Below are 25,333 nucleotides of genomic sequence, written 5' to 3'. Positions count from 1 at the left end.
CGTGCTAAAAAGCCCGCCATTCCCATCACAACAGGCGAGACATGGACCTCAACTTCACCGAGGCGGAGCTGGCGTTCCGTACCGAGGTACGCGACTGGGTGCGCGCGAACCTGCCGGCCGACATCGCCCACAAGGTGCGCCATGCGCTGCGCCTGAACAAGGACGACCTGCAACGCTGGGCCAAGATCCTCGGCGCCAAGGGCTGGCATGGCTGGGCCTGGCCCAAGCAGTTCGGCGGTCCGGGCTGGAATGCCGTGCAGCGCCATCTGTTCGAAGAGGAATGCGCCCTCGCCTGCGCGCCGCGCATTGTTCCGTTTGGCCCGGTCATGGTCGCGCCCGTCATCATGGCCTTCGGGACGCCCGAGCAGCAGCAGCGCTTCCTGCCCGGCATCATGAGCGGCGAAGTCTGGTGGAGCCAGGGCTATAGCGAACCCGGCTCCGGCTCCGACCTGGCCTCGCTCAAATGCCGGGCCGAGCGCCAGGGCGACAAATACATCGTCAACGGCCAGAAGACCTGGACGACGTTGGGCCAGTACGGCGACTGGATCTTCTGCCTGGTCCGCACCTCCTCTGAGGGCAAGCCGCAGACCGGCATCAGTTTCCTGCTGATCGACATGAAGTCGCCCGGCGTCAGCGTCAAGCCCATCATCATGCTCGACGGCGAGCATGAGGTGAACGAGGTCTGGTTCGACAACGTCGAGGTGCCGGCCGAGAACCTGATCGGCGAAGAGAACAAGGGCTGGACCTATGCCAAGCACCTGCTCTCGCACGAGCGCACCAACATTGCTGACGTGAACCGCGCCAAGCGCGAGCTGGAGCGGCTCAAGCGCATCGCCAAGGCCGAGGGGCTGATGGACGACCAGCGCTTCCGCGACCAGATTGCGCTGTGCGAGGTCGACGTCGTGGCGCTCGAAATGATGGTGTTGCGCGTGCTGTCCGGCGAGCGCACCGGCAAGCAGCCGCTCGACGTCGCCGGCCTGCTCAAGATCCGCGGCAGCGAGCTGCAGCAGCGCTACACCGAGCTGATGATGCTGGCCGGCGGGCCACTGGCCCTGCCCCACATCCTCGACGCCATGGAAGCCGGCTGGCAGGGCGACCAGTGGCTGGGCGGCGCCTGGATCGGCGGTGCTGACCATGCCATCCCACTGACCGGCAACTATTTGAACGTCCGCAAGACGACGATCTATGGCGGGTCCAACGAGGTCCAGCGCAACATCGTCGCGCAGACCGTGCTCGGCTGATTGGGGAGACAAGACATGGATTTCGATTTCAGTGAAGACCAGGGAGCGCTGCGCGATGCGGTGCGCCGTTTTGTCGACAAGGACTACAGCTTCGAGCGCCGCACGCGCATCGAGCGCGCCGGCGGCTTCGACCGCGCCGTCTGGGAAGGTCTGGCGGGCTTGGGCCTGACTGCGCTGGCCGTGCCCGAGGCCCATGGCGGATTGGGATTTGGCGCCGTCGAGGCGATGGTGGTCATGGAAGAACTCGGCCGCGGCCTCGTCATGGAACCGGTCGCCCACGGCGCTCTGATCGCGCCGGCTCTGCTCGGTCACGCGCAAGACGAGTTGCAGGCGGCCTGGCTGCCGCGGATTGCCGGTGGCGAAGCGTTGGTCGTGCTGGCCCACCAGGAAGCCAGGTCGCGCTACCGCCTGAACCAGGTCGCGACGCGCGCCGTCGACGGCAAGTTGACCGGCGTCAAGAGCCTGGTGCCCGCGGGCGACGTGGCCGATGCCTTCATCGTGCCGGCCCGGGTCGCCGGCACGGACGACGCGCCGCATGGTGTCGCCCTCTACCTTGTCGAGCGAGAAGCGGCCGGCGTGCATACGCGCTCGTACTCGCTCTACGACGGTTCACGCGCTGCCGAGGTCCACTTCGACAACACCCCCGGCCAGCTCATCGCCGGCCCCGACCAGGGTCTGGCGCTGCTGGAGTTGGCGGCGGATATCGGCATCGCCGCGCAAGCGGCCGAGGCGGTCGGCGTTATGGAAAAGTACCTCGCCCTTACTACCGAGTACATGAACACGCGCAAGCAGTTCGGCGTCGCCATCAGCAGCTTCCAGGCCCTGCGTCATCGCGCGGCGGACGTGAAGATGCAGCTCGAACTGGCCCGCTCGATGAGCTACTACGCAACCCTGCGTCTCGGTGACACGCCAGCCGTGCGCCGCCGCGCGCTCTCCCAGGCCAAGGTGCAGCTCGGCCAGGCCATGCGCTTTGTCGGCCAGCAATGCACGCAACTGCATGGCGGCATTGGCGTCACCGATGAATACGCCGGCAGCCACTACTTCAAGCGCCTGACCGTCATGGAGATGCAATGGGGCGACACCCTGCATCACCTGGGCGAGGTGAGCAGCAGGATGCAGGACACTGCGGGGGTGTTTGCTTAGGCAGCGCCAGCGGCGCTGCCCTCACGCCCCTCGCGGAGGTCACCCGATGAAATCAACTGCTCTCTTGCTGGTGGCCGGCATGGCCGCCGCCAGTCCCACCATGGCCCACGCCCAGGGCATGAAGCCCGGGTTGTGGGAATTCAAACAGACGCCCCAGCTCGGCCCCGCGCACCAAGCCCAGATGGCCCAGGCGCAAAAGGCCATGGAAGGCATGTCGCCCGACCAGCGCAAGATGGTCGAGCAGATCATGGCCCAGCGGGGCGTCAGCGTGAACATGGCCGGTGGTGTTATCACGGTCAAGGCCTGCATCACCCAGGAACAGGCCGAACGGAATCTGGCGCCGGTCATGCAACAGGGCAACTGCACCCAGGACAGCAAGCGCAGTGGCAACGTCATCCGGACGCATTTCGTCTGCACCAACCCCGCCTCCGAAGGCGATGCCGTCGTGACCTTGCAGGGTAACGAGGGCTTCACGAACGACGTGACGATCAGGCAGCAGCGCCAGGGCAAAACCGAGACGACCAAAGTCAACGGCGAAGGCCGCTGGCTCGGTGCCGACTGTGGCGACGTCAAACCGATGAAGTCCCAGGCCAAACCTTGAAGCAGAAACTCTCCCAGATCCTTTTCAGCCAGGGTTTCGGCACCCGTCGCCTTTGTGCAGGCCTGGTGTGGAACGGCGAAGTCAGCGTCCACGGCGAAGTGGTCGAAGAGCCTGACACCGAGTTCGAGACCGAGGGGCTGCGCTTCACGATCCATGGCCGCGAGTGGCCGTGTGTCAACAAAGCGCTGATCCTGCTGAACAAGCCCGCCGGCTATGAGTGCTCGCAAAAGCCCAAGCACCACCCCAGCGTCATGAGCCTGCTGCCCGCACCGCTGCGCGAGCGCGGCGTGCAGCCCATCGGCCGCCTCGACGAGGACACGACCGGCCTGCTGCTGCTGACCGACGACGGCACGCTGATCCACAAGCTGACCTCGCCCAAGCACCATGTGCCCAAGGTCTACGAGGCGCGCTGCAAGCATCCGTTGACTGCCGCCATGGTGGAGCAGTTGCTGGCTGGCGTCGAACTGCGCGAGCCCGAAGGCAAGCCGCCGGCCAAGTTCCAGCGGCCGCCGGAAACGACCCGGGCGGAGGGCGCCGAGCTCGCTGGCGAAACCTTGCTGCGCCTCACGCTGGTCGAAGGCAAATACCACCAGGTCAAACGGATGGTCGCGGCCGTGGGCAACCGCGTCGAAGCCCTGCACCGGTCCCAGTTCGGCGCGCTGACGCTGCCAGCCGACCTGGCGCCAGGGCAATGGCGCTGGGTAGAACCCGGCGACATCACGCCGGGCTGAGGGGCGGCAGGCTTCACGGTTTCATAGGGGGAATCGCCTCCGGCGGCTGCAGCGCTGGCCGGCATGGGCTAGTCTGTGGGCCAGGGGAGATCCAAAATGGACGTCCATACCGAGCCCGCTGAGGGCAGCCCGCTAGATACGGGAGACCCGGCGCACCTGTTGCGGCTGGCCACGGACATGCTTGCGCTCGGCGCATGGACGTTGGACCTGCGCGACTTGCGCCTCACGCTGTCGGACCAGGCCGCCACCGCATTCGGCCGGCAGTCCGGCGGCGTGATCGGCTGGGAAGCGGCGTTGAGCAGCGCCCAGCCCGCTGACCAGCAAAGCCTGCGCCAAACGCTGGCTGCCTGTCTTTCGTCCCGTGGGCCGGTTGATCGCAACTTCCGGATGAAGCGGCCTGACGGCACACCCCGCTGGCTGCGGATTCGCGCCCAGGCGGTGCGCAACGCCAACGGCGAGGCCGTACGGGTCAACGGTGTTTGCCAGGACGTCACCGCGGCCAAGCGCGCGGAGCAGGCCGTGGCCGAGACCGAGACCCGTTTCCAGGCCCTGGTCGAGGGCTTGCAGCGTGTCTCCGTGCAGGGTTACGACAGCCAGCGCCGCGTCATCTTCTGGAATGGCGCCAGCGAGCGCCTGTACGGATACAGCCGCGAGGAAGCGCTCGGCCAGCAACTGGAGGACCTCATCATCCCGCCCGAGATGCGCGAGCTGGTCATCGAGGGCACCAAGCAGTGGCTGGCCTCGGGCGTCGTGTCAGTGCCGGCCGAGGAGCTGGTGCTGCGCCACAAGGACGGCTCCGCCGTGCCGGTCTTTTCCAGCCACACCATGCAGCGCAGCCTGTCGGGCGAGGCGCTGCTGTACTGCGTCGATGTGGACCTCAGCGACCGCGTGGCGGCCGAGGCCCAACGACAGGAGCTGGAAGAGCGGCTGCGCGAGGCGCAGAAGATGGAAGCGCTGGGCACCATGGCCGGCGGCATCGCCCATGACTTCAACCATGTGCTCGGCGCCGTGCTGGCCAACGTCAACTTGGCGCGCGAAACACTGCCGCCCGTCCACCCTGCGCTGGTCCAGCTGGACCTGATAGCCCGCAGCGGGCGGCGGGCGCGCGGCATGGTGCAGCAGATCCTGTCCTTCAGCCGCCAGCAGGTGCTGGAGCTGCAGGCGGTGGACCTGGTGGCCGAGGCGCAGCATGCGCTGGACCTGCTGCAGGCCAACCGCCAGCCCGGCGTCCAGCTGCTGCTGACCCACCGGGAACCGGCGCTGTGGGTGAAGGCCGATGCCGCACAGATGCAGCAGTTGCTGATGAACCTCTGCACCAACGCGCTGCAGGCGCTGCCACCCACCGGCGGCCGCCTGGAGGTGGACCTGCAGCGCCTGCACCTGATCTCGCCCGGGCAGGGCTTGCCGGACGGCGACTATGTGCGGCTGACCGTGCGCGACAACGGCAGCGGCATGGACGCCGTGACGCGTGCGCGCGTCTTCGAGCCCTTCTTCACGACCAAGGCGCCGGGCCAGGGCAGCGGCCTCGGGCTGTCGGTGGTGCATGGCATCGTGCTCGCCCACCGGGGTGCCGTGCACATGGACAGCCAACTTGGGCGTGGCACCAGCTTCCGCATCGACCTGCCCTGCCTGGAAGCCGAACCCCACGAGGCCGGGACTTCCGAATGGGCCGGCCTGCCCGACGACTTCTCCACGCCGGAACAGGCCTTGATCATCTATGTCGACGATGACGACGTGATGCGACTGACGGTGCAGGCCTTGTTGGAACGTGCGGGCTACCGCGTGAGCCTGTGCGGCAGCGCGCAGGAGGCGCTGGATCTGCTGGCGGACGTGGCGGATGAAGCGGCACTGCTGGTGACCGACTTCAACATGCCCGATGGCGACGGCCTGGCCTTGACCCGCACGGTGCTCCGCCGGCACCCGGCGCTGCCAGTGCTGATCAGCTCGGGCTATGTCAGCGAAGCCTTGGCGCAGCAGGCCGCGGCGCTCGGCGTGCGCGCCGTGCTGCACAAGGAAAGGATGCTGGAGGACCTGGTCGCTCGGGTTCGCGAGACCTTGCAGGCCAGCTGAAGGGTGGCCGCGATAATTCGGCATGCGAGTTTTCAGAGGCTTTCAACACCACGGCATCGCGCCGGCCTGCGCGCTGACCATCGGCAATTTCGACGGCGTGCACCGCGGCCACCAGGCCATGCTGGCCCTGCTGCAGTCCGAGGCCCGCCACCGCGGCCTGCCGACCTGCGTGATGACGTTCGAGCCTCATCCGCGCGACTTCTTTGCCGCCAAGGCCGGCAGACCGGAGCTCGCCCCCGCCCGCATCGCCAACCTGCGCGACAAACTTGTCGAGCTGGAGCGCTGCGGCGTCGACCAGGTCGTCATCCAGCGTTTCGACGAGACCCTGGCCTCCCTGCCGGCACAGGACTTCATCCGCCAGGTCCTGGTGGAGGGCCTGGGCGCTCGCTATGTGCTGGTCGGCGACGACTTCCGCTTTGGCGCCAAGCGCCAGGGTGACTACGCGACGCTGGACGCCGCCGGCCAGGCGCGCGGCTTCGATGTCGCACGCATGATGAGCTACGAGGTACATGGTCTACGCGTCAGCAGCTCGGCCGTGCGCGAGGCGCTGGCAGCGGGCGACATGGCGGCAGCGGCGGCCCTGCTCGGCCGCCCGTACGCGATCTCGGGTCATGTCACGCACGGCCGCAAGCTGGGGCGCCAGCTGGGCGAAAGCGCGCCTGGCGCGGCCGATGGCTTCCGGACGCTGAACCTCCGCTTCGACCACGACAAGCCGGCCGCCAGCGGCATCTTCGCGGTGCTGGTGCACGGCCTGGCGCCTGAGCCACTGCCAGGCGTCGCCAGCCTTGGCCGCCGCCCCACCGTCGAGGACGCCGGACGCGTGCTGCTAGAGGTCCACTGCCTGGAATGGCCCCTCGCTCCCGAGGGGGGCTACGGTAAACTCGCCCGCGTGGAACTGCTGCACAAACTTCGCGACGAAGCCAAGTACGACGGGCTGGAAGCACTCACGGCTGCCATCGCGGCCGACACCGCAGCGGCGCGCGCCTTCCTGGCCAGCCACGCCGCCTCGCACGCCCAGGTCAGCCGCCAGACCACGCGCGACCGAATTTGAAGCGGCTCCCCGCCGCTCTCCGTCCGCCCTCTTCCGCTTTTCGACCGCCAGGCTCGCAGCCTGGCCGCATGCCATGACCACCCCGGACTACCGCTCCACGCTCAACCTGCCCGACACGCCCTTCCCGATGCGCGGCGACCTGCCCAAGCGCGAGCCGGGCTGGGTCAAGGCCTGGGACGAGCAAGGCCTGTACAAGCGCCTGCGTGACGCTCGCTGCGGCGCGCCGAAGTTCGTGCTGCACGACGGCCCGCCTTATGCCAATGGCCAGATCCACATCGGCCACGCCGCCAACAAGATCCTCAAGGACATGATCGTCAAGGCGCGCCAGCTGGCGGGCTTTGATGCGGCCTACATCCCGGGCTGGGACTGCCACGGCCTGCCCATCGAGAACCAGATCGAGAAGACCTTCGGCCGCGGCCTGCCGCGCGACGAGGTGCAGGCCAAGAGCCGTGCCTACGCGACCGAGCAGATCGACGGCCAGCGCCAGGACTTCAAGCGCCTGGGCGTGCTGGGCGAATGGGACAAGCCGTACAAGACGATGGACTTCGCCAACGAGGCCGGCGAGATCCGCGTTCTGAAGCGGTTGTTTGAGCGCGGCTTCGTCTACCGCGGCCTCAAGCCGGTCTACTGGTGCTTCGACTGCGGCTCGTCGCTGGCCGAATTCGAGATCGAGTACGCCGACAAGCAGAGCCCGGCCGTCGATGTGGCCTTCCTTAGTGCTGAGCCCGAAAAGCTAGCTGCGGCGTTCGGCGTCGCACCGCTGACCAAGGACGCCTTCACCGTCATCTGGACGACGACCCCCTGGACCATTCCGGCCAACCAGGCGCTCAACCTGAACCCCGAGTTGCCCTATGCACTGGTCGACACGCCCAAGGGGTACTTCGTCGTCGCGGAGGCGCTGGTCGAGAAGTGCCTGGCGCGCTGGCAGCTCGAAGGCAACGTCGTCGCGACCATGCCAGGCCGTGCGCTGGAGCTGTTGAAGTTCAAGCACCCTCTCGCCCACGTCGACCCGGGCTACGACCGCGAAAGCCCGGTCTACCTGGCCGACTACGCGACGGCAGAAGACGGCACCGGCGTCGTCCACTCCGCGCCTGCCTACGGCCTGGACGACTTCCAGTCCTGCGTGGCCCACGGCATGGCCTTCGACGACATCCTGAACCCCGTGCAGGGCAACGGCGCCTATGCGGCCGACCTGCCGCTGTTCGGTGGCCAGCACATCTGGAAGGCCAACCCCGTCATCGCACAAACGCTGCTGGACGCCGACCGTCTCATGGCGCAAAGCAAGCTGACCCACAGCTACCCGCACTGCTGGCGCCACAAGTCACCCGTCATCTACCGCGCCGCGGCGCAGTGGTTCGTGCGCATGGACGAGGGCGAGGGCTTGTTCGCCACGGACAAGGCGCCCGACAGCCTGCGCAAGACCGCGCTGGCCGCCATCGAGGCGACGAGCTTCTATCCCGAGAACGGCCGCGCCCGCCTGCACGACATGATCGCCGGCCGGCCCGACTGGTGCATCTCGCGCCAGCGCAGCTGGGGCGTGCCGCTGCCCATCTTCCTGCACAAGGACACGGGCGAGGCACATCCGAACACGCTGGAATTCATCGAGCGCGCCGCGCAACTGGTCGAGCAGAACGGCATCGAGGCTTGGTCCAAGCTGGACGCTTCCGAGTGGCTGGGGGGCGAGGCCGCCCAATACACCAAGGGCAACGACATCCTCGACGTCTGGTTCGACTCTGGCTCCACCTTCGAGCATGTACTCAAGGGCAGCCACAAGGGCGCCGGCCACGAGACCGGCCCGGAGGCCGACCTGTACCTCGAAGGCCACGACCAGCACCGCGGCTGGTTCCACTCATCGCTGCTGATCGCCTGCGCCCTCTATGGCCGGGCGCCTTACCGGGGCCTGCTGACCCACGGCTTCGTCGTCGACGGCCAGGGCCGCAAGATGAGCAAGTCGGTGGGCAACGTCGTCGCGCCCCAGGCGGTGTCGGACAAGTACGGCGCCGAAATCCTGCGCCTGTGGACGGCCGCGACCGACTACTCCGGCGACCTCGGCCTGGACGACAAAATCCTCGCCCGCGTCGTGGACAGCTACCGCCGCGTGCGCAACACGCTGCGCTTCCTGCTCGCGAATGTCAGCGACTTCGACCCGGCGACCGACGCCGTCGCAGCCGATCAGCTGCTGGAGGTGGACCGCTATGCGCTGGCCCGCGCGGCCGAGCTGCAGGCCGACATCCTGGCCCACTTCGAGCGCTACGAGTTCCACCCGGTCGTCGCCAAGCTGCAGGTCTACTGCTCCGAAGACCTGGGCGCCTTCTACCTCGACGTGCTCAAGGATCGCCTTTACACGACCGCGCCCAAGTCGCTGGCCCGCCGCTCGGCGCAGACGGCGCTGTGGCAGATCACGCAGGCCATGCTGCGCTGGATGGCGCCCTTCCTCAGCTTCACCGCTGAAGAGGCGTGGCAAGTGTTCGGCAAAGGCGAGAGCATCTTCACCGAGACCTATTGGGACTTTGGCGAGACCGACGGCGCCTTGCTGGCCAAATGGCAGCGCATCCACGAGATCCGCGACGAGGTCAACAGGGCCATCGAGGCCGTGCGCGTGACGGGCGCCGTCGGTGCGTCGCTGCAGGCGGAGCTCGTGCTCAAGGTCGACGAGCAGGACCAGGCCCTGCTTGCCAGCCTGGGCGATGACCTGCGCTTCGTCTTCATCACCTCGGCCGTCAAGCTGATGTCGGCGGCCGAGCTGGGCGTCACCGTGACGCCCAGCAGCCACGCCAAGTGCGAGCGCTGCTGGCACTACCGCGCGGATGTCGGGCAAATTGCCGCCCATCCGACGCTGTGCGGGCGCTGCGACAGCAACCTGCACGGCGCCGGCGAAACCCGGAAGGTGGCCTGATCATGGCGGGCAAATCCTCCTCCGCCGGCCTGAGCCAATGGCTGCTGATCGCCGCCGTCATCATCCTGGCCGACCAGTTCACCAAGATCCTTGTCATCGGCGCTTTCCAGCTCGGCGACGTGCGCCCGGTGACCGGCTTCTTCAACCTCGTGCGTGCGCACAACTACGGCGCGGCCTTCAGCTTCCTGCATGGCGCGTCGGGTTGGCAGCGCTGGTTCTTCCTGGTGCTCGGCGTCGTGGCGGCCGGCTTCATCATCTGGATGCTGCGCCGCCATGGCCAGCAAAAGCTCTTTGCCTGGGCGCTGACGCTGATCCTCGGGGGCGCCCTCGGCAATGTCATCGACCGCGCCGTGCACGGCTATGTCGTCGACTTCATCCAGGTCCATGCCGGCGGCTGGTACTTCCCGGCCTTCAACATCGCTGACGCCGCCATCAGCATCGGCGCCGTGCTGCTGATCGTCGACGAACTGCGCCGGGTGCGGCGCGGCTGACGTCCATGTGTGGGGGAGCCGCCGCAGCGCGTTGCGGCTACCCTCGCCGGACTCTGCTGAAAGGTCACCCATGCGCTCGCTGATCGCCGCCCTCGCCCTGTCCGCCGCCAGCCTTTCCCAGGCCGCCGAGCCGACACACCTCTACCTGATGGACGACGCCAGCGACGCCCTTGGCGGCGCCGCGCTGACAACGCTGGGTGGTGACTTCACCAGCCTGCCCGGCCGCTACAGCTTTGGCGCCAATCAAGGCTTCTGGCTGGAAGGCGCGATCAACCCCGACGTCTACACGCTGGACTTCGCCTTCAGCCTCGACAACGTGGACGGCTATCGCCGCCTGGTCGACTTCAAGGCACTGACCTCCGACACCGGCCTCTACACCCTCAACACGCGGCTGAATTTCTACAACGAGATCACCGGCCCCGATGACGTCTTTGCGGCCGGCAAGGAAGCCCGTGTGACGCTGACCCGCGATGGCGACGGCTTGCTGACCGGCTATTTCAACGGCGTCCAGCAATTCCAGTTCACCGACGGCGCCGGGCTGGCCAGCTTCAGCGCGACCAACGGCGTTGGCTATTTCTTCCGCGACGACAACGAGGTGGCGGGCGAGGCCAGCGGCGGTGCCGTCGACTACCTGCGCATCTACGACGTGGCACTGACCGCCACGGATGTCGCCAGCCTGACCAGCCCCGTCCCCGAGCCGGCGTCCAGCCTGCTCGCAGTCGCCGGTATCGGTCTTTTCGCACTGCTGCGCCGCCGTCCCCGCTGAGCCGCTCGCGGACAATGCGGCGCTCTCCCAGCCGCCGCCAATGCTTCTCGACTTCGCCAGCCTGAGCCATTACGACTGGCTCGACGTGCCCCTCTGGGTCTTCGACCCCGACCAACAGCGCAACCTATGGGCCAATGCCGCGGCCCTGCGCTTCTGGCATGCCGACAGCGCTGAGGAGTTCCTGTCGCGCGACTTCTCCGAGCATGGAGACGCCGTGCGTGAGCGTCTGGCCGTCACCGCCGTCGACCATGCCCAGGGCAAGATCGTCCGCGAGCAGTGGACCCTCTATCCCAAGGGCGAGCCAACGACGGTGATGCTGGTGTCGCGCGGCATGCGCACGCCGGACCGCCGCCAAGTCATGCTGTTCGCGGCCGACTCACTGGGCGGTGGCGCCGACCTGTCGATGCTGCGCGGCGTCGAGGCGCTGCAGCACACCTCGGCACGAATCGCCGTGTTCGGCCTGGTGGGTCCGAACTGCGGCGAGCTGCTGATGCGCAACCCCGCCGCCGCGCTGACCTTCGGTGACACGCCGCCACCGCCGGGCCAGACCGAGTTCACCCGCCTGTTCGCCCATGCGGCAGACGCCGAGGGCATCCTCGGCCGGGTGCTGCGCGGCGAGACCTGCCGCCAGGACGTCGAGCTGCAGACCCTGGCCGGCCGCTGCTGGCATGCGCTAGACGCGCGCCCGATGCGCGACCCCGTCACCGGCGACACGGCCATGCTCTTCAACGCACGCGACATCGCCGAGCTGAAGGCCAGCCAGGCCGCCCTGGTCGCCGCGCGCGAGGCGGCCGAGATGGCCAGCCAGGCCAAGAGCTCTTTCCTGGCCAACATGAGCCATGAGATCCGCACGCCCATGAACGGCGTGCTGGGCCTGACGGAGCTGGTGCTGCAGACCGAACTGAATGATCGCCAGCGCCGTTTCATCGGCATGGCCCACCAGTCGGCCAAGGGGCTGATGACCATCATCAACGACCTGCTGGACGTGGCCAAGATCGAGGCCGGTCGCATCGTCATCGAGGAGACGCCCTTCAGCTTGCACGATTGCCTCGGCGAGTCACTTCAACCCCTGCTGCTGCAGGCCCACGACAAGGGCATCCAGTTGCATGCGCGGGTGCAACCGGGCGTGCCGTCCTGGCTGATCGGTGACGCGCTGCGGCTGCGCCAGGTGCTGATCAATTTGATCGGCAACGCGCTCAAGTTCACCGAGCACGGCGAGGTGCGCATCGAGATCGCGCTGGCCGACATGCACGACTGCGACCCGCCAGAACGCCTGCGCCTGCGCGTTGCCGTGACCGACACCGGCATCGGCATGACGCGTGACCAGATCGGCCAGATCTTCGATCCCTTCATCCAGGCCGATGGCAGCATCACGCGGCGCTACGGCGGCACCGGCCTGGGCCTGACCATCGTGCAGCGCCTGGTCACGCTGATGGGCGGAACGGTGAACGTCGAGAGCACACCCGGGCTTGGCTCCTGCTTCAGTTTCGAGATCGCCGTGCTGCGAGTCATCTGAAGCCTCTGAACCGGCTGAAACGGCTCAGGGCAGCAAGACGGCGCTGCCAGTCAAGCGGCGCGCTTCCAGGTCGCGATGGGCCTCGGCCGCGTCGGCCAGCGGGTAGCGCTTGTCGATGCGGATCTTGACCCGGCCGCTGGCCACCATGTCAAAAAGGTCGGCGCCCATCGACTGTGTGGCCTCATGGCTGGCGATGTGGGTGAAGAGCGTTGGCCGCGTCACGTAGACCGAGCCCTTGGCCGCGAGGCTGCCGATGTTGATCGGCGGTACCGGTCCGGAAGCCGCGCCGAAGCTGGCCAGAAGCCCGAAAGGCGCGAGGCTGTTCAGCGAGCCCTCCCAGGTGTCGGCGCCGACCGAGTCGTACACCACCTTGACGCCGCGGCCGCCGGTGATGTCGCGCACCCGCGCTGCAAAGTCCTCGCGGCGGTAGTTGATGGCATGTGTCGCGCCGTTGTCGAGCGCGAGCTGGCATTTCTCGTCGCTGCCGGCCGTGCCGATCAGCTGCAGGCCCAGCGCCCGCGCCCACTGGCAGGCGATCAGGCCGACGCCACCCGCCGCGGCGTGGAAGAGCACGAAGTCGCCCGCCTGCAGCCCGCCCTGGGGCAGCGTCTTGCGCAGCAGGTATTGCACCGTCAGGCCCTTGAGCATCATGGCGGCGCCGGTCTCGAAGGCGATGGCATCGGGCAGCTTCAGCACGCACTTGGCCGGCATCACGCGCGCCGTCGCATAGGCGCCGGGCGGCTGGCTGGCATAGGCGGCCCGGTCGCCCACCTGAAGGTGCGTGACGCCCTCGCCCACCGCCTCGACAACACCTGCGCCTTCCATGCCCAGGCGCGCCGGCAGCGGCAACGCGTAACTGCCATTGCGGTGATAGACGTCGATGTAGTTGAGGCCGCAGGCATGGTGGCGGATGCGGATCTCGCCGGGGCCCGGCGCGCCGACTTCCACGTCCACCAGCTTGAGCTGTTCCGGCCCGCCGGCAGCTTCAATGACCACAGCCTTTTCATTCATGCAGCGTCTCCTGTTCAACGTTCCTCAAGGTCGGCTATCGTGCCAGCCCTTTGCCCTCCGCGCCGCCGGTGATGACGCTGACCCCACGACTGGCCCTGTTGCTGACGATGCCGCCTCTGCTGTGGGCCGGCAATGCCGTCGTCGGCCGCCTGGTGCGGGACGACATCCCCCCCATGGCGCTGAACGCGCTGCGCTGGCTGCTCGCGTTCGCGCTGCTCGCGCCACTGGCCTGGCGGCTGCTGGCCAACCCGCGCGAGGCGCTGGTGCGCTGGCGCGGCCTGGCCTGGCTGGGTTTCCTCGGCATGGGTTGCTACAACGCGCTGCAATACCTGGCGCTGCACACCTCGTCGCCGCTGAACGTGACGCTGATCACCGCCAGCATGCCGGTGTGGATGCTGGGTGTCGGCGCGCTGTTCTACGGCGTCAAGCCGGCGCGCCGCCAGCTGGTCGGTGCGGGGCTGTCGCTGCTGGGCGTGGCCGTCGTCATCGCTCGCGGCGAGCCCGCAGCGCTGCTGGCGGTGCGCTTCGTGCCCGGCGACTTGCTGATGCTGCTGGCCATCTTCACCTGGGCCGTCTATTCCTGGATGCTGGCGCGGCCCGTCAAAGGCCTGCGGCCCGGCGAGAAGCCCGACTGGAACTGGGCTGAGGCGCTGATGGCCCAGCTGATGTTCGGCGTTGTCTTCTCGGGTGTTGCCGCGGGCGCCGAGCAGGTCATTGCACCCGCCGACATCCACTGGAGCCCGGCGCTGTTTGCAGCCTTGGCCTATGTCGCCATCGGCCCGTCGCTGATCGCCTACCGTTGCTGGGGCATGGGCGTGGCCCAAGCCGGCCCGGCGCTGGCCGGCTTCTTCGTCAACCTGACGCCGGTGTTCGCCGCCATCATCTCGGCCGCCCTGCTGGGCATCGCGCCGGCCTGGTACCACGGCCTGGCGTTTGCGCTGATCGTGGCCGGCATCGTCGTGTCGTCGCGCTGATGCGGGTGCTGCACGCCGACGACCGCCTGGTCGTCATCGACAAACCGGCCGGCCTGCTCAGCGTGCCGGGCCGCAGCGAGCCCGACTGCGCGAGCGCGCGGGTGCAGGTGCTCTACCCCGACGCCCTCGTCGTGCATCGGCTCGACCAGGCCACCTCCGGCCTGTTGATGTTCGCGCTCGGCGCCGAGGCGCAGCGCCAGCTCAGCGCGGACTTCGCCGAGCGGCGTGTCGGCAAGCGCTATGTCGCGGTGGTCTCGGGCCACATGGACGGTGACGGCCTGATAGAAGTGCCAGTGGGTGCGGACTGGCCGAACCGCCCGCGCCAGCAAGTGGACCACCAGCGGGGCAAAGCCTCGCAGACACGATGGTGGGCGCTGGCTCATGAAGGCGCTCATACCCGAGTCGTGCTCGAGCCGCTCACCGGCCGCACCCACCAGCTTCGCGTCCACCTCGCCCACCTTGGCCATGCCATCCTGGGCGACACGCTTTACGCTGGCGCGGATGTCGCCGCGGCCAGCCCACGGCTGCTGTTGCACGCCAGCGAGTTGCACATCGGCGAACTGCATTTCCTCTGCCCACCGGAGTTCTAGACCATGCATCTCTACGTCGTGACCGGCAGCTCGCGCGGCCTCGGTGCCGCCCTTGTCGAACAGCTGACCCAGCCCGAGCACACAGTCATTGGCATCGCTCGCCGCAGCAACCCGGCGTTGAAGGCCGAGCAATGGGCGCTCGACCTTGCCGACCCACTCCCCGCCGCCGAGCGCCTGCAAGCCTGGCTGCGCGCCAACACCGGCTGGGAGAGCGCCACGCTGGTCAACAACGCAGCGCTGCTCAGCGCGCCGGGCCCGCTGGCGGCCACGGATCTGGCAGAGCTGTCCGCGGCGCTGCGGGTGGGCCTGGAGGCGCCGGCACTGCTGAGCCGGGTCTTCCTGGCAGAAACGACTGGCGTGCCGCAGCGCCGCATCCTCAACATCTCCTCGGGCCTGGGCCGGCGTGCGATGGCCGGCAGCGTGGCCTATTGCGCCGTCAAGGCCGGGCTTGACCATCTGAGCCGCGCCCTGGCACTGGAGGCGCCGGATGTCGGCGTGGTGTCGCTCGCGCCGGGCGTCATCGACACCGACATGCAGACTCAGCTGCGCGGCGCCGACCCGGCCCGTTTCCTCGAGCAGGCTCGCTTCCAGGGCTTGAAGGATGGCGGCCAGTTGCAGACCGCCGAGGCCACTGCGGCGGCCGTGCTGCGCTACCTGGTAAAACCCGATTTCGGCCATAACGTCATCGCGGACATCCGCGAGGCTTGAAAATACGCCGCACGAGCCCAAGCTCTGACCTGTTTCACCCATTCTGGAGACGCACCGTGAACCGCATCCTCGCCGTGACCCTGGCCGCCCTGCTGGCCTTCGCGCTGCCTGTCCACGACGCCGAGGCAAAGCGCCTGGGCGGCGGCGGCATGAAACGCAGCGTGCCCACTCAGACGACGCCACAGACGCCGCCGGCCCAGTCGCCCCAACAGGCCGCTCCCGCCAAGCAGGCGGCGGCCACCCCGGCTGCCGCAGCAGCGGCGCCCAAGCGCTCCTGGATGGGCCCCATCGCCGGCCTCGCCGCCGGCCTGGGCCTGGCAGCGCTGGCCAGCCATCTCGGCTTTGGCGCGGAGCTGGCCAACATCATGACCATGGTGCTGCTCGGTCTGGTGGCAGCCGTCGTGATCGGCTTCCTGGTGCGTCGCTTCGCCAAGCCCAAGGCGCAGGCCCAGTTGGCCGGCGCGAACGGCGCCAACTTCCAGGCGGCACAGCCGGCTTGGAACCCGCAACCCATGGCGGCTGCGGGCGGCGCACCTGCCGCAGCAGCGAGCCCACTGGCTGCCGCGGTGCCGGCTGACTTCGACGCCGCAGGCTTCGAGAAAATCGCCAAGCAAGTCTTCATCCGCCTGCAGGCTGCCAACGATGCCGGTGACCAGGCCGACCTGCGCCGTTTCACGACGCCACAGATGTACGCCAGCATCCAGAGCGACCTGCTGGAGCGCGGCAGCCAGGCGCAGCGCACCGAAGTGCTGCAGCTCGACGCCAGCGTGGTGGACGTCGCCAGCGAGAACGGCCAGCAGATTGTCTCGGTGCGTTTCTGGGGCCTGGTGCGCGAGAGCAGCGACCAAGCCGCGAACGACTTCGACGAAGTCTGGCACCTGGTCCAGGCCAACGAGGGCTGGCTCATCGCCGGCATCCAGCAGACGGCATGACCAATGGCATAGCGGGTTAGACCCGAGCCGGACCGGCATGAGAATGGGCGCTTCAAGCGCCCATTTTTCTTTGAGGCTCCACATGATTCGTTTGCGTCTATCCCTCTGCGCCTTGGGCACCGCCTTGCTGGCTGCCTGCGCTTCCACCCCTTCCACCCCGCCGGCCTCCACAGCCGTCGTTGCACCGAACGCTAACCTCGTGGTCCAGGGCATTCCGCCCGTGCCGCAGAGCTTGGCGGATGCCATCGGCCGCTACAACGACTTCCGCGGCCATGCCTTCTCCGACTGGCATCCGACCCAGCGCGAGATGCTCGTCAGCCACCGCAAGGCCGGGGCCAACACGGCCCAGATCTTCCGCGTGACGACCCCGCTGACCGACGGTGAGCAGCTGACGGACGGCGCAGACCCTGTGGCGCGCGCAAGCTATGAACCGCGCACCGGCCAGTACATCGTCTTCGAGCGCGCCGCCGGCGGCAACGAGGTAGGCCAGATCTACCGCCTGCCACTCGGGCAGGCCGGCGCCCAGCCCGTGCTGCTGACCAGCCCCGACGAACGTCACTCGATCAACACCTGGCTGCGCAAAAGCGGCCAGCTGATCTACTCGTCCGTGCCCATCGACCGCACGGCCCAAGGCGGCACGCGCACCAAGGTCACGACAACGTTCTGGGTGATGGACCCCGCCAAGCCGGAAGGCCGCCGCAAGCTGGCGGAGCTGGACGGCGGCGGCTGGTTCGCCGGCCGGCCCTCGCCCAATGAGCGCCTGCTGTCGCTGACCCGCTATCTGTCCGCCAATGAATCGCAGATCTGGATGCTGGATCTGGACAGCGGCGTCGCCAAGCAGGTGGCACCCGCCGTCGGAAGCCAGGAGGCCAAGGCCACGTATTCGCCGGCCGGCTGGACACCTGACGGTCGCACGCTGTGGATCGGCAGCGACCGCGCCGGCGAGTTCCGCGAACTGATGAAGCTCGACCTCGCCAGCGGCCGCATCGACCGGGTCAGCAGCCACATCCCCTGGGACGTCAGCGGCGTCACGCTGACCGAAGACGGCAGCAAGCTGGTGGCCCAGTTCAACGTCGACGGCCGCGACGAGCTGCGCTTTTTCGACGCGGCAACCGCCAAGGAAGTGCCCGCCCCCGCGGCCCTGCCGAACGGCAATGTCGGCGCGGCTTCCTTCGACCGTGCGCGCAACGAACTGGCCTTCTCGATCAGCAATGCCCAAGGCCCCGGCCAGATCTATTCGCTGGGCGCCGACGGCAAGGTCCAGCAATGGACGCGCGCCGCAGCCGCGCCCGGCATGGACACCTCGGGCTTCAGCGAGCAGAAGATCGTGCGCTGGAAGAGCTTTGACGGCACGACCATCTCGGGCCTGCTGACGGCACCGCCGAAGAAGTTCACCGGCAAGCGCCCGGTGCTGATCTCCATCCACGGCGGCCCCGAGTCGCAGGCCGGCTTCGGCTTCCTGGGCCGTACCGCCTACTTCGTGCAGGAACTGGGCATGGCGCTGATCCAGCCCAATGTGCGCGGCTCCAGCGGCTACGGCAAGAGCTTCCTGGCGATGGACAACGGCTTCAAGCGCGAGGACTCCGTCAAGGACATCGGCGCCCTGCTCGACTGGATTGCGACTCAGCCCGACCTCGACGCCTCGCGCGTGCTGGTCACCGGTGGCAGCTACGGCGGCTACATGACGCTGGCCGTGTCGACCAACTACGCCGACCGGATCGCCGGCGCCATCGACGTCGTCGGCATCTCGCACTTCGTGACCTTCCTGAACAACACGGAGAGCTATCGCCGCGACCTGCGCCGCGTCGAGTACGGCGATGAGCGCGACCCGGCGATGAAGGCCCACCTCGACAAGATCTCGCCGCTGACCAATGCGGCCAAGATCAAGAAGCCGCTGTTCGTCATCCAGGGCAAGAACGACCCGCGCGTGCCCTACACCGAGGCCGAGCAAATCGTCGAGACCGTGCGAAAAGGTGGCACGCCGGTCTGGTATCTGCGCGCCGAGAACGAGGGCCATGGTTTCCAGAAGAAGGACAACCAGGACTTCCAGTTCTACGCGACCGTGCTGTTCATGCAGCAGACGGTATTGAAGTAGCCCGGCCGTAGGCGAGCGGCCGCGGCCAGCTCGCCGGTGTCGGCATGACGCCGGTGGGCCAGCTGCGAGCTGCGATCCAGCCCGCATGGCCGACCACCAGTGCGCAGGTCGGCTGCCAGTTCGCTGCACGGTCGAGCAGTGCCGTCAGAGCCTCGCCGCCGTCGAAGTCGAAGCGCAGGAAATCGGCCATCCAGCGGTCGAACTCGGCGCCCGGGATGGCGGACCACGGCCTGCCGTCCCAGGCGCCGAAGTCCATCTCGGCGAGTGCTGGATCGACGCGCCAGCGAAAGCCCCAACGTTGCAGCCAACGGCCCACGTCCGCCGCGCGGGCCAGTGGCGAGGTGACCACGTCGCGCGCCAGGCCGTGCCGGCGGGCATGCGCGCGAATGCGGTGCGCCAGGCGCTTGGCCTTGCGTGGGTGGACGGGCAGATCGGTGCGGGCGCCAACGCAGCGCCCTTCCGCCCCGCGTGGCTTGGGATGGCGCCAAAGGGTCAGCATCGCCATCAAACCGTGGCCGTGAAGGCGAGCAGCACGGCAATCTCGGCCACCTGCTCAGTCGCGCCGAGGCCGTCGCCGGTGTAGCCGCCGAGGCGGCGCTTGAGCCATAGCCGCATCAGCAGCGCGACGAGGGCCGCTGCGGCCAGCGCGGCGACAAGGCGCGGCAGCGCAATGCCACAAGCCGCGAGCGTCCCCATGAGCAGCCCGCACCAGCCCACAGCGATGACGAAGTTGCGCGGTGCCACGGCGAGCGCCAGTGGCTTGGCCTTGGCATGCTCGGCATCCCCGCCATAGGGCAGGCTGACCATGACGCCCACGGCCGCCGCGCGGGCCAACGCATGGCTGGCCAGCAGGGCTGCGACCGCGCCCAGCAGGGGCCGAGTCGCCAGCACCGCCAGCAGCGCCGCGCGCATCAGCAGGGACAGGCCGAGGGCGAGCGCGCCATAGCTGCCGATGCGCGAGTCCTTCATGATGGCCAGCGCTCTGTCACGCGGCACGACGCCACCGAGCGCGTCGAAGGTGTCGGCCAGGCCGTCTTCGTGGAAGCCGCCGGTCAATGCAACCGTGGCGGTCAGCGCGAGCACCGCGGCGATCCACGCTGGCCAGAACTGTGCGGCGCCGACGAGGACCGCGCCACCCACCGCACCGATCAGCACGCCGACGAGGGGGAAGTGGCGCAAGCAGTCGTTCAGCCACGCCGGCTCAAAGCGGCTGAGCCGCACCGGCAGCCGAGTCAGGAACTGCACCGCGACGAGGATCAGCCGCACGCCTCAGTCCCGGTTGCTGACGCCGGCGCTTTCAAAGCTGGCCATGTCGGCCAGCAGGGCGCAGGCCGCCGTCAGCAGCGGCCAGGCCAGAGCCGCGCCACTGCCCTCACCCAGGCGCAGGTCCAAGTCCAACAGCGGGCGAACGCCGAGCCGCTGCAGCCACAGCGCATGCGGTCCCTCGGCCGACCGATGCGCGAACACGCAGGCGTCCAACACGCCCGGACACAGCGCCTGCGCCAGCGCGACGGCGGCCGTCGTGATGAAGCCGTCGACGACGACGACGCGGCGCTGCGCCGCGGCAGCAACGACGCTGCCGGCCATCGTGAGGATCTCGAAGCCGCCGAACGCTGCGGCCATCTCCAAAAGGGTTCGCGCGTCAGCATTGGCCGCCAGCGCTTCATCGAGCACGGCCAACTTGCGCGCGAGACCGGCATCGTCCAGCCCGGTACCGCGGCCGACGCAATCGACCAGCGGCAGGCCGGTCAGGCGCTGCATCAGCAGGCTGGCCGACGAGGTGTTGCCGATGCCCATCTCACCCAGCAGCAGCGCATTGCCGGGCAGCCGTTCGACCAATGCCATGCCGTTGCGCAGGGCGCGCTCGGCCTGCTCAAGCGACATCGCCGGGCCGGCGCTCGCGTCGGCAGTGCCGGGCGCGATGCGCAGGTCGATGGCACCCTCGGCCAGCGGCGCATCGACACCGCAATCAGCAATACTCAGCGCCAGACCTTGCTGGCGAGCCAATACCGAGACGGCTGCGCCACCAGCCAGCATGTTGGCGACCATCTGCGGCGTTACTTCGCGCGGAAAGGCCGACACGCCACGGCGCGACAGACCGTGATCGGCCGCGTAGACGACGAGCTGAGGTGCCTGCAGCGCGGGCCGCTCGACGCCCTGGATCAGCGCAAGCTGCAGGGCCAGCGCCTCGATGCGACCGAGGGCGCCCAAGGGCTTGGTCTTGTGGTCGAGGGCGTGCTGCACGCGCGCGCTCAGGCGGGGCTCGGCCAGCGCCGGCAATTCGGGGAAGTTCATAAAGGGGCGGGTCGGCCGTTCAACCGACGAGATTGGCCAGCGTCAGCAGCGCCAACAGCAGCATCCACAAGACGACAGAGCGCCACACCAGGCCGACGACGCTCTGGAGATGGCCGAGCTGGGGCGGCGCACCGGCGGTGGAACCGGCGGCGCCGGTCGCATCGGGCTCTGAGCCGGCATCAAAGGTCTTGCTGCGGTCTGGCGTGATGCCGGGGGCCGCGGCGCCGCCGAGCTGCAGGCCGACGGCGCCGGCCGCGGACGCCAGGATGATGCCCTCGTTGGAATGCAGCCAGAGGCTGGCGTCGCGACGCCAGCCGTTCACGGCCTCTTCGAAGTTGCCGACGATGGCGAAACCGGTGGCGGTCAGCCGCGCAGGCAGATGGTCGATGACCGTGAAGGCCTGGCGCGACAAGGCGAGCAGGCGCGGATTGGTCGGCGCGTCGAGCGTGCGGCTCTTGAAGGCCCAGTAGCGGCCGGCAAACTCGGCCATGCGGTAGACGACCGCGCCAGCCGGCCCTAAGCCGATGGTCGAGCAGACGATGAACCAGAAGAACACGCCGAAGACGTGACGGTGAGCTGCCAGCAGCGAGTGCTCGATGACGTGGCGGATCAGCTCCGTGCGCGGCAGCTCGCTGGCGTCGAGATGGCGCCACTCGGCCAGCAGCTGGCGCGCGGTCGCGTCGTCACCGCGCTCCAGCGCATCGCGGATGTCGGTGAAGTAGTGGCTGAACTGGCGAAAGCCCAGGGTCAGGTAGAGGATGAGCACGTCCAGCGCCAGCGCCAGCAGCAGGCTGAAATGGCGCAGCGCCAGATAGATCGCCGTGATGGCCAGCCCAGGCACCAGCACGGTAATGGCCCAGACAACGACGGCATGGCGCTCGTGGCCTGCATCGAAGTTCCGGCCGGTCCAGCGCACCCAGCCGATGACGGACTCGTGCACGCGGTTGCCATGCCTCAAGGGCTTGAGTTGCTCACACAACAGCGCCAGCAGCACCGCGAAGAAATTCATCCTGGAAACGGCAGTTGAGCGAGCCCGAGGGGCTGGCGAAGCGGGTTGATGGCGAGGCGCGACGACGCAGTGGGCTCTTGCCCACAAGGATGAGCAACGCTGCCAGCGGCCCGAAGCGCCAGACCAGCGGGCTTGCAGCGCTGCTCAACGGAGTGGTGACGCTGGCGGCACCTATCACCTGTTGATGGAGCCACCGAGTCGATGAATGGCAAGCGGTCAACTGCCGTTTCCAGGATCATGGGCCGGGATGATAGTGGCGCCGTGGAGCTCAGCCGGTGATGAGCAGCCGATAGAGGTTGCGCAACATCGCCGCCGTCGCACCCCAGATGAAGTATTCGCGCTCGCCACCATGCCAGGGCATGGAGAGGAAGCGTCGCTCGGCGCCGGCGAACTCGAACGTGTGGTGGCGGTGATGCGCCGGGTTCATCAGGAAGGCGAGCGGCACTTCGAAGGCCTCGGCCACTTCGAAGCCATCGAGTTGGAGCGTGAAACCGGGCTCGATCAGCGCAACCACCGGCGTCACCTGGAAGGCCGTCACGGTCGAATAGACGGGCAACTGGCCAATGACCTCGATATGGCTGCGCGACAGGCCGATCTCTTCCTCGGTCTCACGAAGCGCCGTCGCGACCGGACCATCGTCCTCGGGCTCGACGCGCCCACCGGGGAAGCTGATCTGGCCGGCGTGGTCGCGCAGATGGTCAGTGCGCCGGGTTAGCAGCAGGCTCAAGCCCGTTTCACGCTGCACCAGCGGCACGAGGACGGCCGCACCGGCCGGCTCCCGCCCGGCGAAGAGACCGCCGTCGCCGGCGAACTCTGGCGTCCAAGCGGACAGCGCGGCGAGCCGGGCACGGATGGCTTGAGCGGTCAGCAAGTCGGCGGGAACAGCCGGCAGGTGCTCGTCGATGCTCGTGACGGGCACGAGATGAGGCTGGGTGATGGCAGGTCGGTTCATGCGAAAAAACAAAAGCCGCCGAGAGCGTAGCTCCGGGCGGCCTCAGTGAAGCGAAAAGGCTGATTAGGCCAGCTTCTCTTTGATTCGAGCCGACTTGCCCGAACGCTGGCGCAGGTAGTACAGCTTGGCGCGGCGGACATCGCCACGACGCTTGACTTCGATGGTCGCGATCAGCGGGCTGTAGAGCTGGAAGGTGCGCTCGACGCCTTCACCGCTCGAGATCTTGCGGACGATGAAGCTGCTGTTCAGGCCGCGGTTGCGCTTGGCAATGACAACGCCTTCGTAGGCCTGCACGCGCTTGCGGCTGCCTTCAACGACGTTGACGCTGACGATCACGGTGTCGCCGGGGGCGAAGGCCGGGATGGTCTTGTTCAGGCGAGCAATTTCTTCTTGCTCAAGGGTTTGGATCAGGTTCATCTGTACTCCTGGAGATCTTGGCGGGGCGCTATTTATCGGGATGTTTGCAGCTGGAACGTCTTGAATGCTTCAGCCACTCGACCCGCCAGAGGATCGGACAGCCCGCGAGTATAGCCGCCGCTTACGGGTTTTGCCTAGAGCTGGCCAGGAAGGCTTCATCGGCCTTGCTCAGTCGACCAGCCGCCCGTGCAGCCTGGATGAGATCAGGCCGCCGCGCCGCTGTCAGCGCCAGCGACTGCTCGCGGCGCCAGCGCCGGATGTCGGCATGGTGACCAGACAGCAGCACCGGCGGCACGCCGCGGCCGTCCGACAACATCTCGGGTCGGCTGTAATGCGGGCAATCCAGCAGGCCGTCGGAAAAGCTGTCCTGCTCGTGAGACTGCACGTCGCCGAGCACACCGTCCTGCAGCCGCGCAACGGCGTCCAACAACGCCAGCGCCGGAAGCTCTCCACCCGACAGCACGAAGTCGCCGAGACTCAGCTCCAGCGTCACGTGGCTGTCCAGCACGCGCTGGTCTATGCCCTCGTAGCGACCGCAGAGGAGAATGGCCCCGGGGCCGCCGGCCAGTGCCTGGACGCAGGCCTGGTCGATGCGGTTGCCGGTCGGCGTGAAGTGAATGACTGTCGGCGCCGCTTCGGCGCGATCAGCCTTGACGGCGGCGAGCGCCTTCTCAAGCGGCTCCGCCAGCATGACCATGCCGGGGCCGCCGCCAAAGGTGCGGTCATCGACGCGGCGGTAATTGCCCTCGGCAAAGTCGCGCAGCGGCCAGAGGCGCACGTCGACCTGACGGCTCTCGAAGGCGCGCCGCGTGACGCCGTGTGTCAGATGAGGCCCGAACAGTTCCGGGAAGATCGTCAGGACGTCGAAGCGCATGCCTCAGGCCTCAGAAATCGAGGCCCCAGTCGACCCGGATCTGCCTTGTCTCAAGATTCACATCGTCCACAAATGCGCCGACGAAAGGAATCAATCTTTCCTGGTCGGGCTTGGCAGGCTCTTCCACCCCTGGCGGCAGGATGCGGAGCACGGCGTGGGGGCCGGTGTCGATCAGCCCGATGACACGGCCCAGCGGCTGTAATTCCCGGTTGATGACGTCCAGGCCAATCAGATCGACCCAGTAATACTCGCCATCCGGCGTTCGGGGGAATTCGCTGCGCGGCACGAAGATTTCGTGGCCCCGCAGCGCCTCGGCGGCATTGCGGTCATCCACACCTTCCGCTGTGGCGACGATGCCCTCACCCTGCTCGCGGACCGACTTCAGGTCCAGCATCATCTGGGCTGGCTTGGGCCCGGTGGATTTCAGATACCAGCGCTTGGCGCTGAACAGCGCGGCCGCGTCGGCGGAATAGGCCTGGACCTTGAGGCCGCCCTTGATGCCCCAGGCGTCGAGGATGCGACCCACAGGCTGCAAGTCTTCGGGCCAGGAAGCAAAAGACGGCGCCGAAGCGCCGTCTTGCTGAGGCTTGTTGCCTGCCACTGCTTTAAGCGGCCGGGGTGGCCTTCTTGGCGTCGCCGACCAGGCGCTCGACCGTGGGCGACAGCTGGGCGCCGACACCGATCCAGTAGCTCACGCGGTCTTGCTCGACGCGCAGCTTTTCGGCAGCACCGGACGCGACTGGGTTGTAGAAGCCGACGCGCTCGATGAAGCGGCCATCACGGCGCTGGCGGCTGTTGGCCACGACGATGTTGTAGAACGGGCGCTTCTTGGAACCGCCGCGGGCAAGACGAATGACAACCATGATGTTTCCTAAACTGATGACGTGATGATGGACTTGGCGATCACCGCACCAGGAGACACTCAGGGCGAGCAGATCGTTCGCGGCGAGTTCCCGCCGGTGTTGCCACC

General features: G+C 67.9%; 25 protein-coding genes. 15 read left to right on the top strand and 10 right to left on the bottom strand.

Annotated elements, in window-relative coordinates; genetic code table 11:
- Nucleotides 1-41: 41 nt before the first annotated feature.
- The 10 genes from ASC81_RS19645 (at nucleotide 42) to ASC81_RS19600 (ending at nucleotide 12,506) form a co-directional block, all read left to right on the top strand.
- The gene (locus tag ASC81_RS19645; RefSeq protein WP_056270815.1) at nucleotides 42-1,241 is read left to right on the top strand and encodes an acyl-CoA dehydrogenase family protein; all 1,200 of its coding nucleotides are present in this window, start codon (nucleotides 42-44) and stop codon (nucleotides 1,239-1,241) included.
- Nucleotides 1,242-1,256: 15 nt separating this feature from the next.
- Nucleotides 1,257-2,384: an acyl-CoA dehydrogenase family protein gene (locus ASC81_RS19640; RefSeq protein WP_056270812.1), complete on the top strand. Its 1,128-nt coding sequence runs from the start codon at nucleotides 1,257-1,259 to the stop codon at nucleotides 2,382-2,384.
- Between the two features lie 46 nt (nucleotides 2,385-2,430).
- On the top strand, nucleotides 2,431-2,985 hold the full coding sequence (locus ASC81_RS19635) for a DUF3617 domain-containing protein (protein WP_082536663.1): 555 nt from the start codon (nucleotides 2,431-2,433) through the stop codon (nucleotides 2,983-2,985).
- Nucleotides 2,982-3,716, top strand: coding sequence for a 16S rRNA pseudouridine(516) synthase (locus ASC81_RS19630; protein ID WP_056270806.1), 735 nt, complete (start codon nucleotides 2,982-2,984; stop codon nucleotides 3,714-3,716). The genes ASC81_RS19635 and ASC81_RS19630 overlap by 4 nt, the downstream gene beginning before the upstream one ends.
- 96 nt (nucleotides 3,717-3,812) lie before the next feature.
- The gene (locus tag ASC81_RS19625) at nucleotides 3,813-5,786 is read left to right on the top strand and encodes a PAS domain-containing sensor histidine kinase (RefSeq protein WP_082536662.1); all 1,974 of its coding nucleotides are present in this window, start codon (nucleotides 3,813-3,815) and stop codon (nucleotides 5,784-5,786) included.
- A 22-nt stretch (nucleotides 5,787-5,808) separates the two neighbouring features.
- Nucleotides 5,809-6,837: a bifunctional riboflavin kinase/FAD synthetase gene (locus ASC81_RS19620; RefSeq protein ID WP_056270802.1), complete on the top strand. Its 1,029-nt coding sequence runs from the start codon at nucleotides 5,809-5,811 to the stop codon at nucleotides 6,835-6,837.
- A gap of 73 nt (nucleotides 6,838-6,910) precedes the next feature.
- Nucleotides 6,911-9,733 (top strand): isoleucine--tRNA ligase, encoded by a 2,823-nt coding sequence (ileS, locus tag ASC81_RS19615; protein ID WP_056270798.1) that lies wholly within the window; start codon nucleotides 6,911-6,913, stop codon nucleotides 9,731-9,733.
- A 2-nt stretch (nucleotides 9,734-9,735) separates the two neighbouring features.
- Nucleotides 9,736-10,224: a signal peptidase II gene (lspA, locus tag ASC81_RS19610; protein ID WP_056270795.1), complete on the top strand. Its 489-nt coding sequence runs from the start codon at nucleotides 9,736-9,738 to the stop codon at nucleotides 10,222-10,224.
- Between the two features lie 70 nt (nucleotides 10,225-10,294).
- Complete coding sequence (locus ASC81_RS19605; RefSeq protein WP_056270794.1) at nucleotides 10,295-10,990, top strand: PEP-CTERM sorting domain-containing protein; 696 nt, start codon at nucleotides 10,295-10,297, stop codon at nucleotides 10,988-10,990.
- Between the two features lie 40 nt (nucleotides 10,991-11,030).
- Nucleotides 11,031-12,506 carry an ATP-binding protein gene (locus ASC81_RS19600; protein ID WP_056270791.1) on the top strand — a complete coding sequence of 492 codons (1,476 nt, stop codon included), beginning with the start codon at nucleotides 11,031-11,033 and terminating at the stop codon, nucleotides 12,504-12,506.
- Between the two features lie 24 nt (nucleotides 12,507-12,530).
- On the opposite strand, the gene ASC81_RS19595 is transcribed toward ASC81_RS19600, so the two are convergent.
- Nucleotides 12,531-13,517, bottom strand: a complete 987-nt coding sequence (locus tag ASC81_RS19595) for a quinone oxidoreductase (protein ID WP_056270789.1) — start codon at nucleotides 13,515-13,517, stop codon at nucleotides 12,531-12,533.
- Nucleotides 13,518-13,588: 71 nt separating this feature from the next.
- Here ASC81_RS19595 and ASC81_RS19590 point away from each other — a divergent pair, with 71 nt between their 5' ends.
- The 5 genes from ASC81_RS19590 (at nucleotide 13,589) to ASC81_RS19570 (ending at nucleotide 18,816) form a co-directional block, all read left to right on the top strand.
- Complete coding sequence (locus ASC81_RS19590; RefSeq protein WP_056270787.1) at nucleotides 13,589-14,491, top strand: DMT family transporter; 903 nt, start codon at nucleotides 13,589-13,591, stop codon at nucleotides 14,489-14,491.
- Nucleotides 14,491-15,081: an RluA family pseudouridine synthase gene (locus tag ASC81_RS19585; RefSeq protein WP_056270785.1), complete on the top strand. Its 591-nt coding sequence runs from the start codon at nucleotides 14,491-14,493 to the stop codon at nucleotides 15,079-15,081. Before ASC81_RS19590 ends, ASC81_RS19585 begins: the two co-directional genes overlap by 1 nt.
- A 3-nt stretch (nucleotides 15,082-15,084) precedes the next feature.
- Nucleotides 15,085-15,789: an SDR family NAD(P)-dependent oxidoreductase gene (locus tag ASC81_RS19580; protein ID WP_056270782.1), complete on the top strand. Its 705-nt coding sequence runs from the start codon at nucleotides 15,085-15,087 to the stop codon at nucleotides 15,787-15,789.
- 56 nt (nucleotides 15,790-15,845) lie between these two features.
- A complete protein-coding gene (locus ASC81_RS19575) occupies nucleotides 15,846-16,721 on the top strand; it encodes a Tim44 domain-containing protein (protein WP_056270779.1) in 876 nt (291 codons plus the stop codon).
- Nucleotides 16,722-16,803: 82 nt separating this feature from the next.
- A complete protein-coding gene (locus ASC81_RS19570) occupies nucleotides 16,804-18,816 on the top strand; it encodes a S9 family peptidase (RefSeq protein WP_082536661.1) in 2,013 nt (670 codons plus the stop codon).
- Here ASC81_RS19570 and ASC81_RS19565 read toward each other — a convergent pair.
- From ASC81_RS19565 to rpsP, 9 genes are all read right to left on the bottom strand, one after another.
- Entirely contained in the window at nucleotides 18,791-19,321 is a 531-nt protein-coding gene (locus ASC81_RS19565; protein ID WP_056270776.1) for a histidine phosphatase family protein, read from the bottom strand. The genes ASC81_RS19570 and ASC81_RS19565 overlap by 26 nt on opposite strands.
- Entirely contained in the window at nucleotides 19,321-20,082 is a 762-nt protein-coding gene (gene cobS, locus ASC81_RS19560; protein ID WP_056270775.1) for an adenosylcobinamide-GDP ribazoletransferase, read from the bottom strand. Before cobS ends, ASC81_RS19565 begins: the two co-directional genes overlap by 1 nt.
- 3 nt (nucleotides 20,083-20,085) lie before the next feature.
- Nucleotides 20,086-21,111 carry a nicotinate-nucleotide--dimethylbenzimidazole phosphoribosyltransferase gene (gene cobT, locus ASC81_RS19555; protein WP_056270772.1) on the bottom strand — a complete coding sequence of 342 codons (1,026 nt, stop codon included), beginning with the start codon at nucleotides 21,109-21,111 and terminating at the stop codon, nucleotides 20,086-20,088.
- 19 nt (nucleotides 21,112-21,130) lie between these two features.
- Nucleotides 21,131-22,120, bottom strand: coding sequence for a CobD/CbiB family protein (locus tag ASC81_RS19550; RefSeq protein ID WP_056270770.1), 990 nt, complete (start codon nucleotides 22,118-22,120; stop codon nucleotides 21,131-21,133).
- Nucleotides 22,121-22,388: 268 nt separating this feature from the next.
- A complete protein-coding gene (locus tag ASC81_RS19545) occupies nucleotides 22,389-23,072 on the bottom strand; it encodes a CoA pyrophosphatase (protein ID WP_056270767.1) in 684 nt (227 codons plus the stop codon).
- 63 nt (nucleotides 23,073-23,135) lie between these two features.
- Nucleotides 23,136-23,489, bottom strand: coding sequence for a 50S ribosomal protein L19 (gene rplS, locus ASC81_RS19540; protein WP_056270764.1), 354 nt, complete (start codon nucleotides 23,487-23,489; stop codon nucleotides 23,136-23,138).
- Between the two features lie 121 nt (nucleotides 23,490-23,610).
- Nucleotides 23,611-24,363 carry a tRNA (guanosine(37)-N1)-methyltransferase TrmD gene (gene trmD / locus ASC81_RS19535; protein ID WP_056270762.1) on the bottom strand — a complete coding sequence of 251 codons (753 nt, stop codon included), beginning with the start codon at nucleotides 24,361-24,363 and terminating at the stop codon, nucleotides 23,611-23,613.
- A 10-nt stretch (nucleotides 24,364-24,373) separates the two neighbouring features.
- Nucleotides 24,374-24,889 carry a ribosome maturation factor RimM gene (rimM, locus tag ASC81_RS19530; RefSeq protein WP_235533714.1) on the bottom strand — a complete coding sequence of 172 codons (516 nt, stop codon included), beginning with the start codon at nucleotides 24,887-24,889 and terminating at the stop codon, nucleotides 24,374-24,376.
- A 79-nt stretch (nucleotides 24,890-24,968) separates the two neighbouring features.
- Complete coding sequence (gene rpsP / locus ASC81_RS19525) at nucleotides 24,969-25,226, bottom strand: 30S ribosomal protein S16 (RefSeq protein ID WP_056270756.1); 258 nt, start codon at nucleotides 25,224-25,226, stop codon at nucleotides 24,969-24,971.
- Between the last annotated feature and the right edge of the window lie 107 nt (nucleotides 25,227-25,333).

Source organism: Pelomonas sp. Root405 (assembly GCF_001425165.1).
GTDB lineage: Bacteria > Pseudomonadota > Gammaproteobacteria > Burkholderiales > Burkholderiaceae_C > Pelomonas.
Note: the sequence above shows the minus strand (reverse complement) of the source record. Positions and strands in the feature narration are given on the sequence as shown.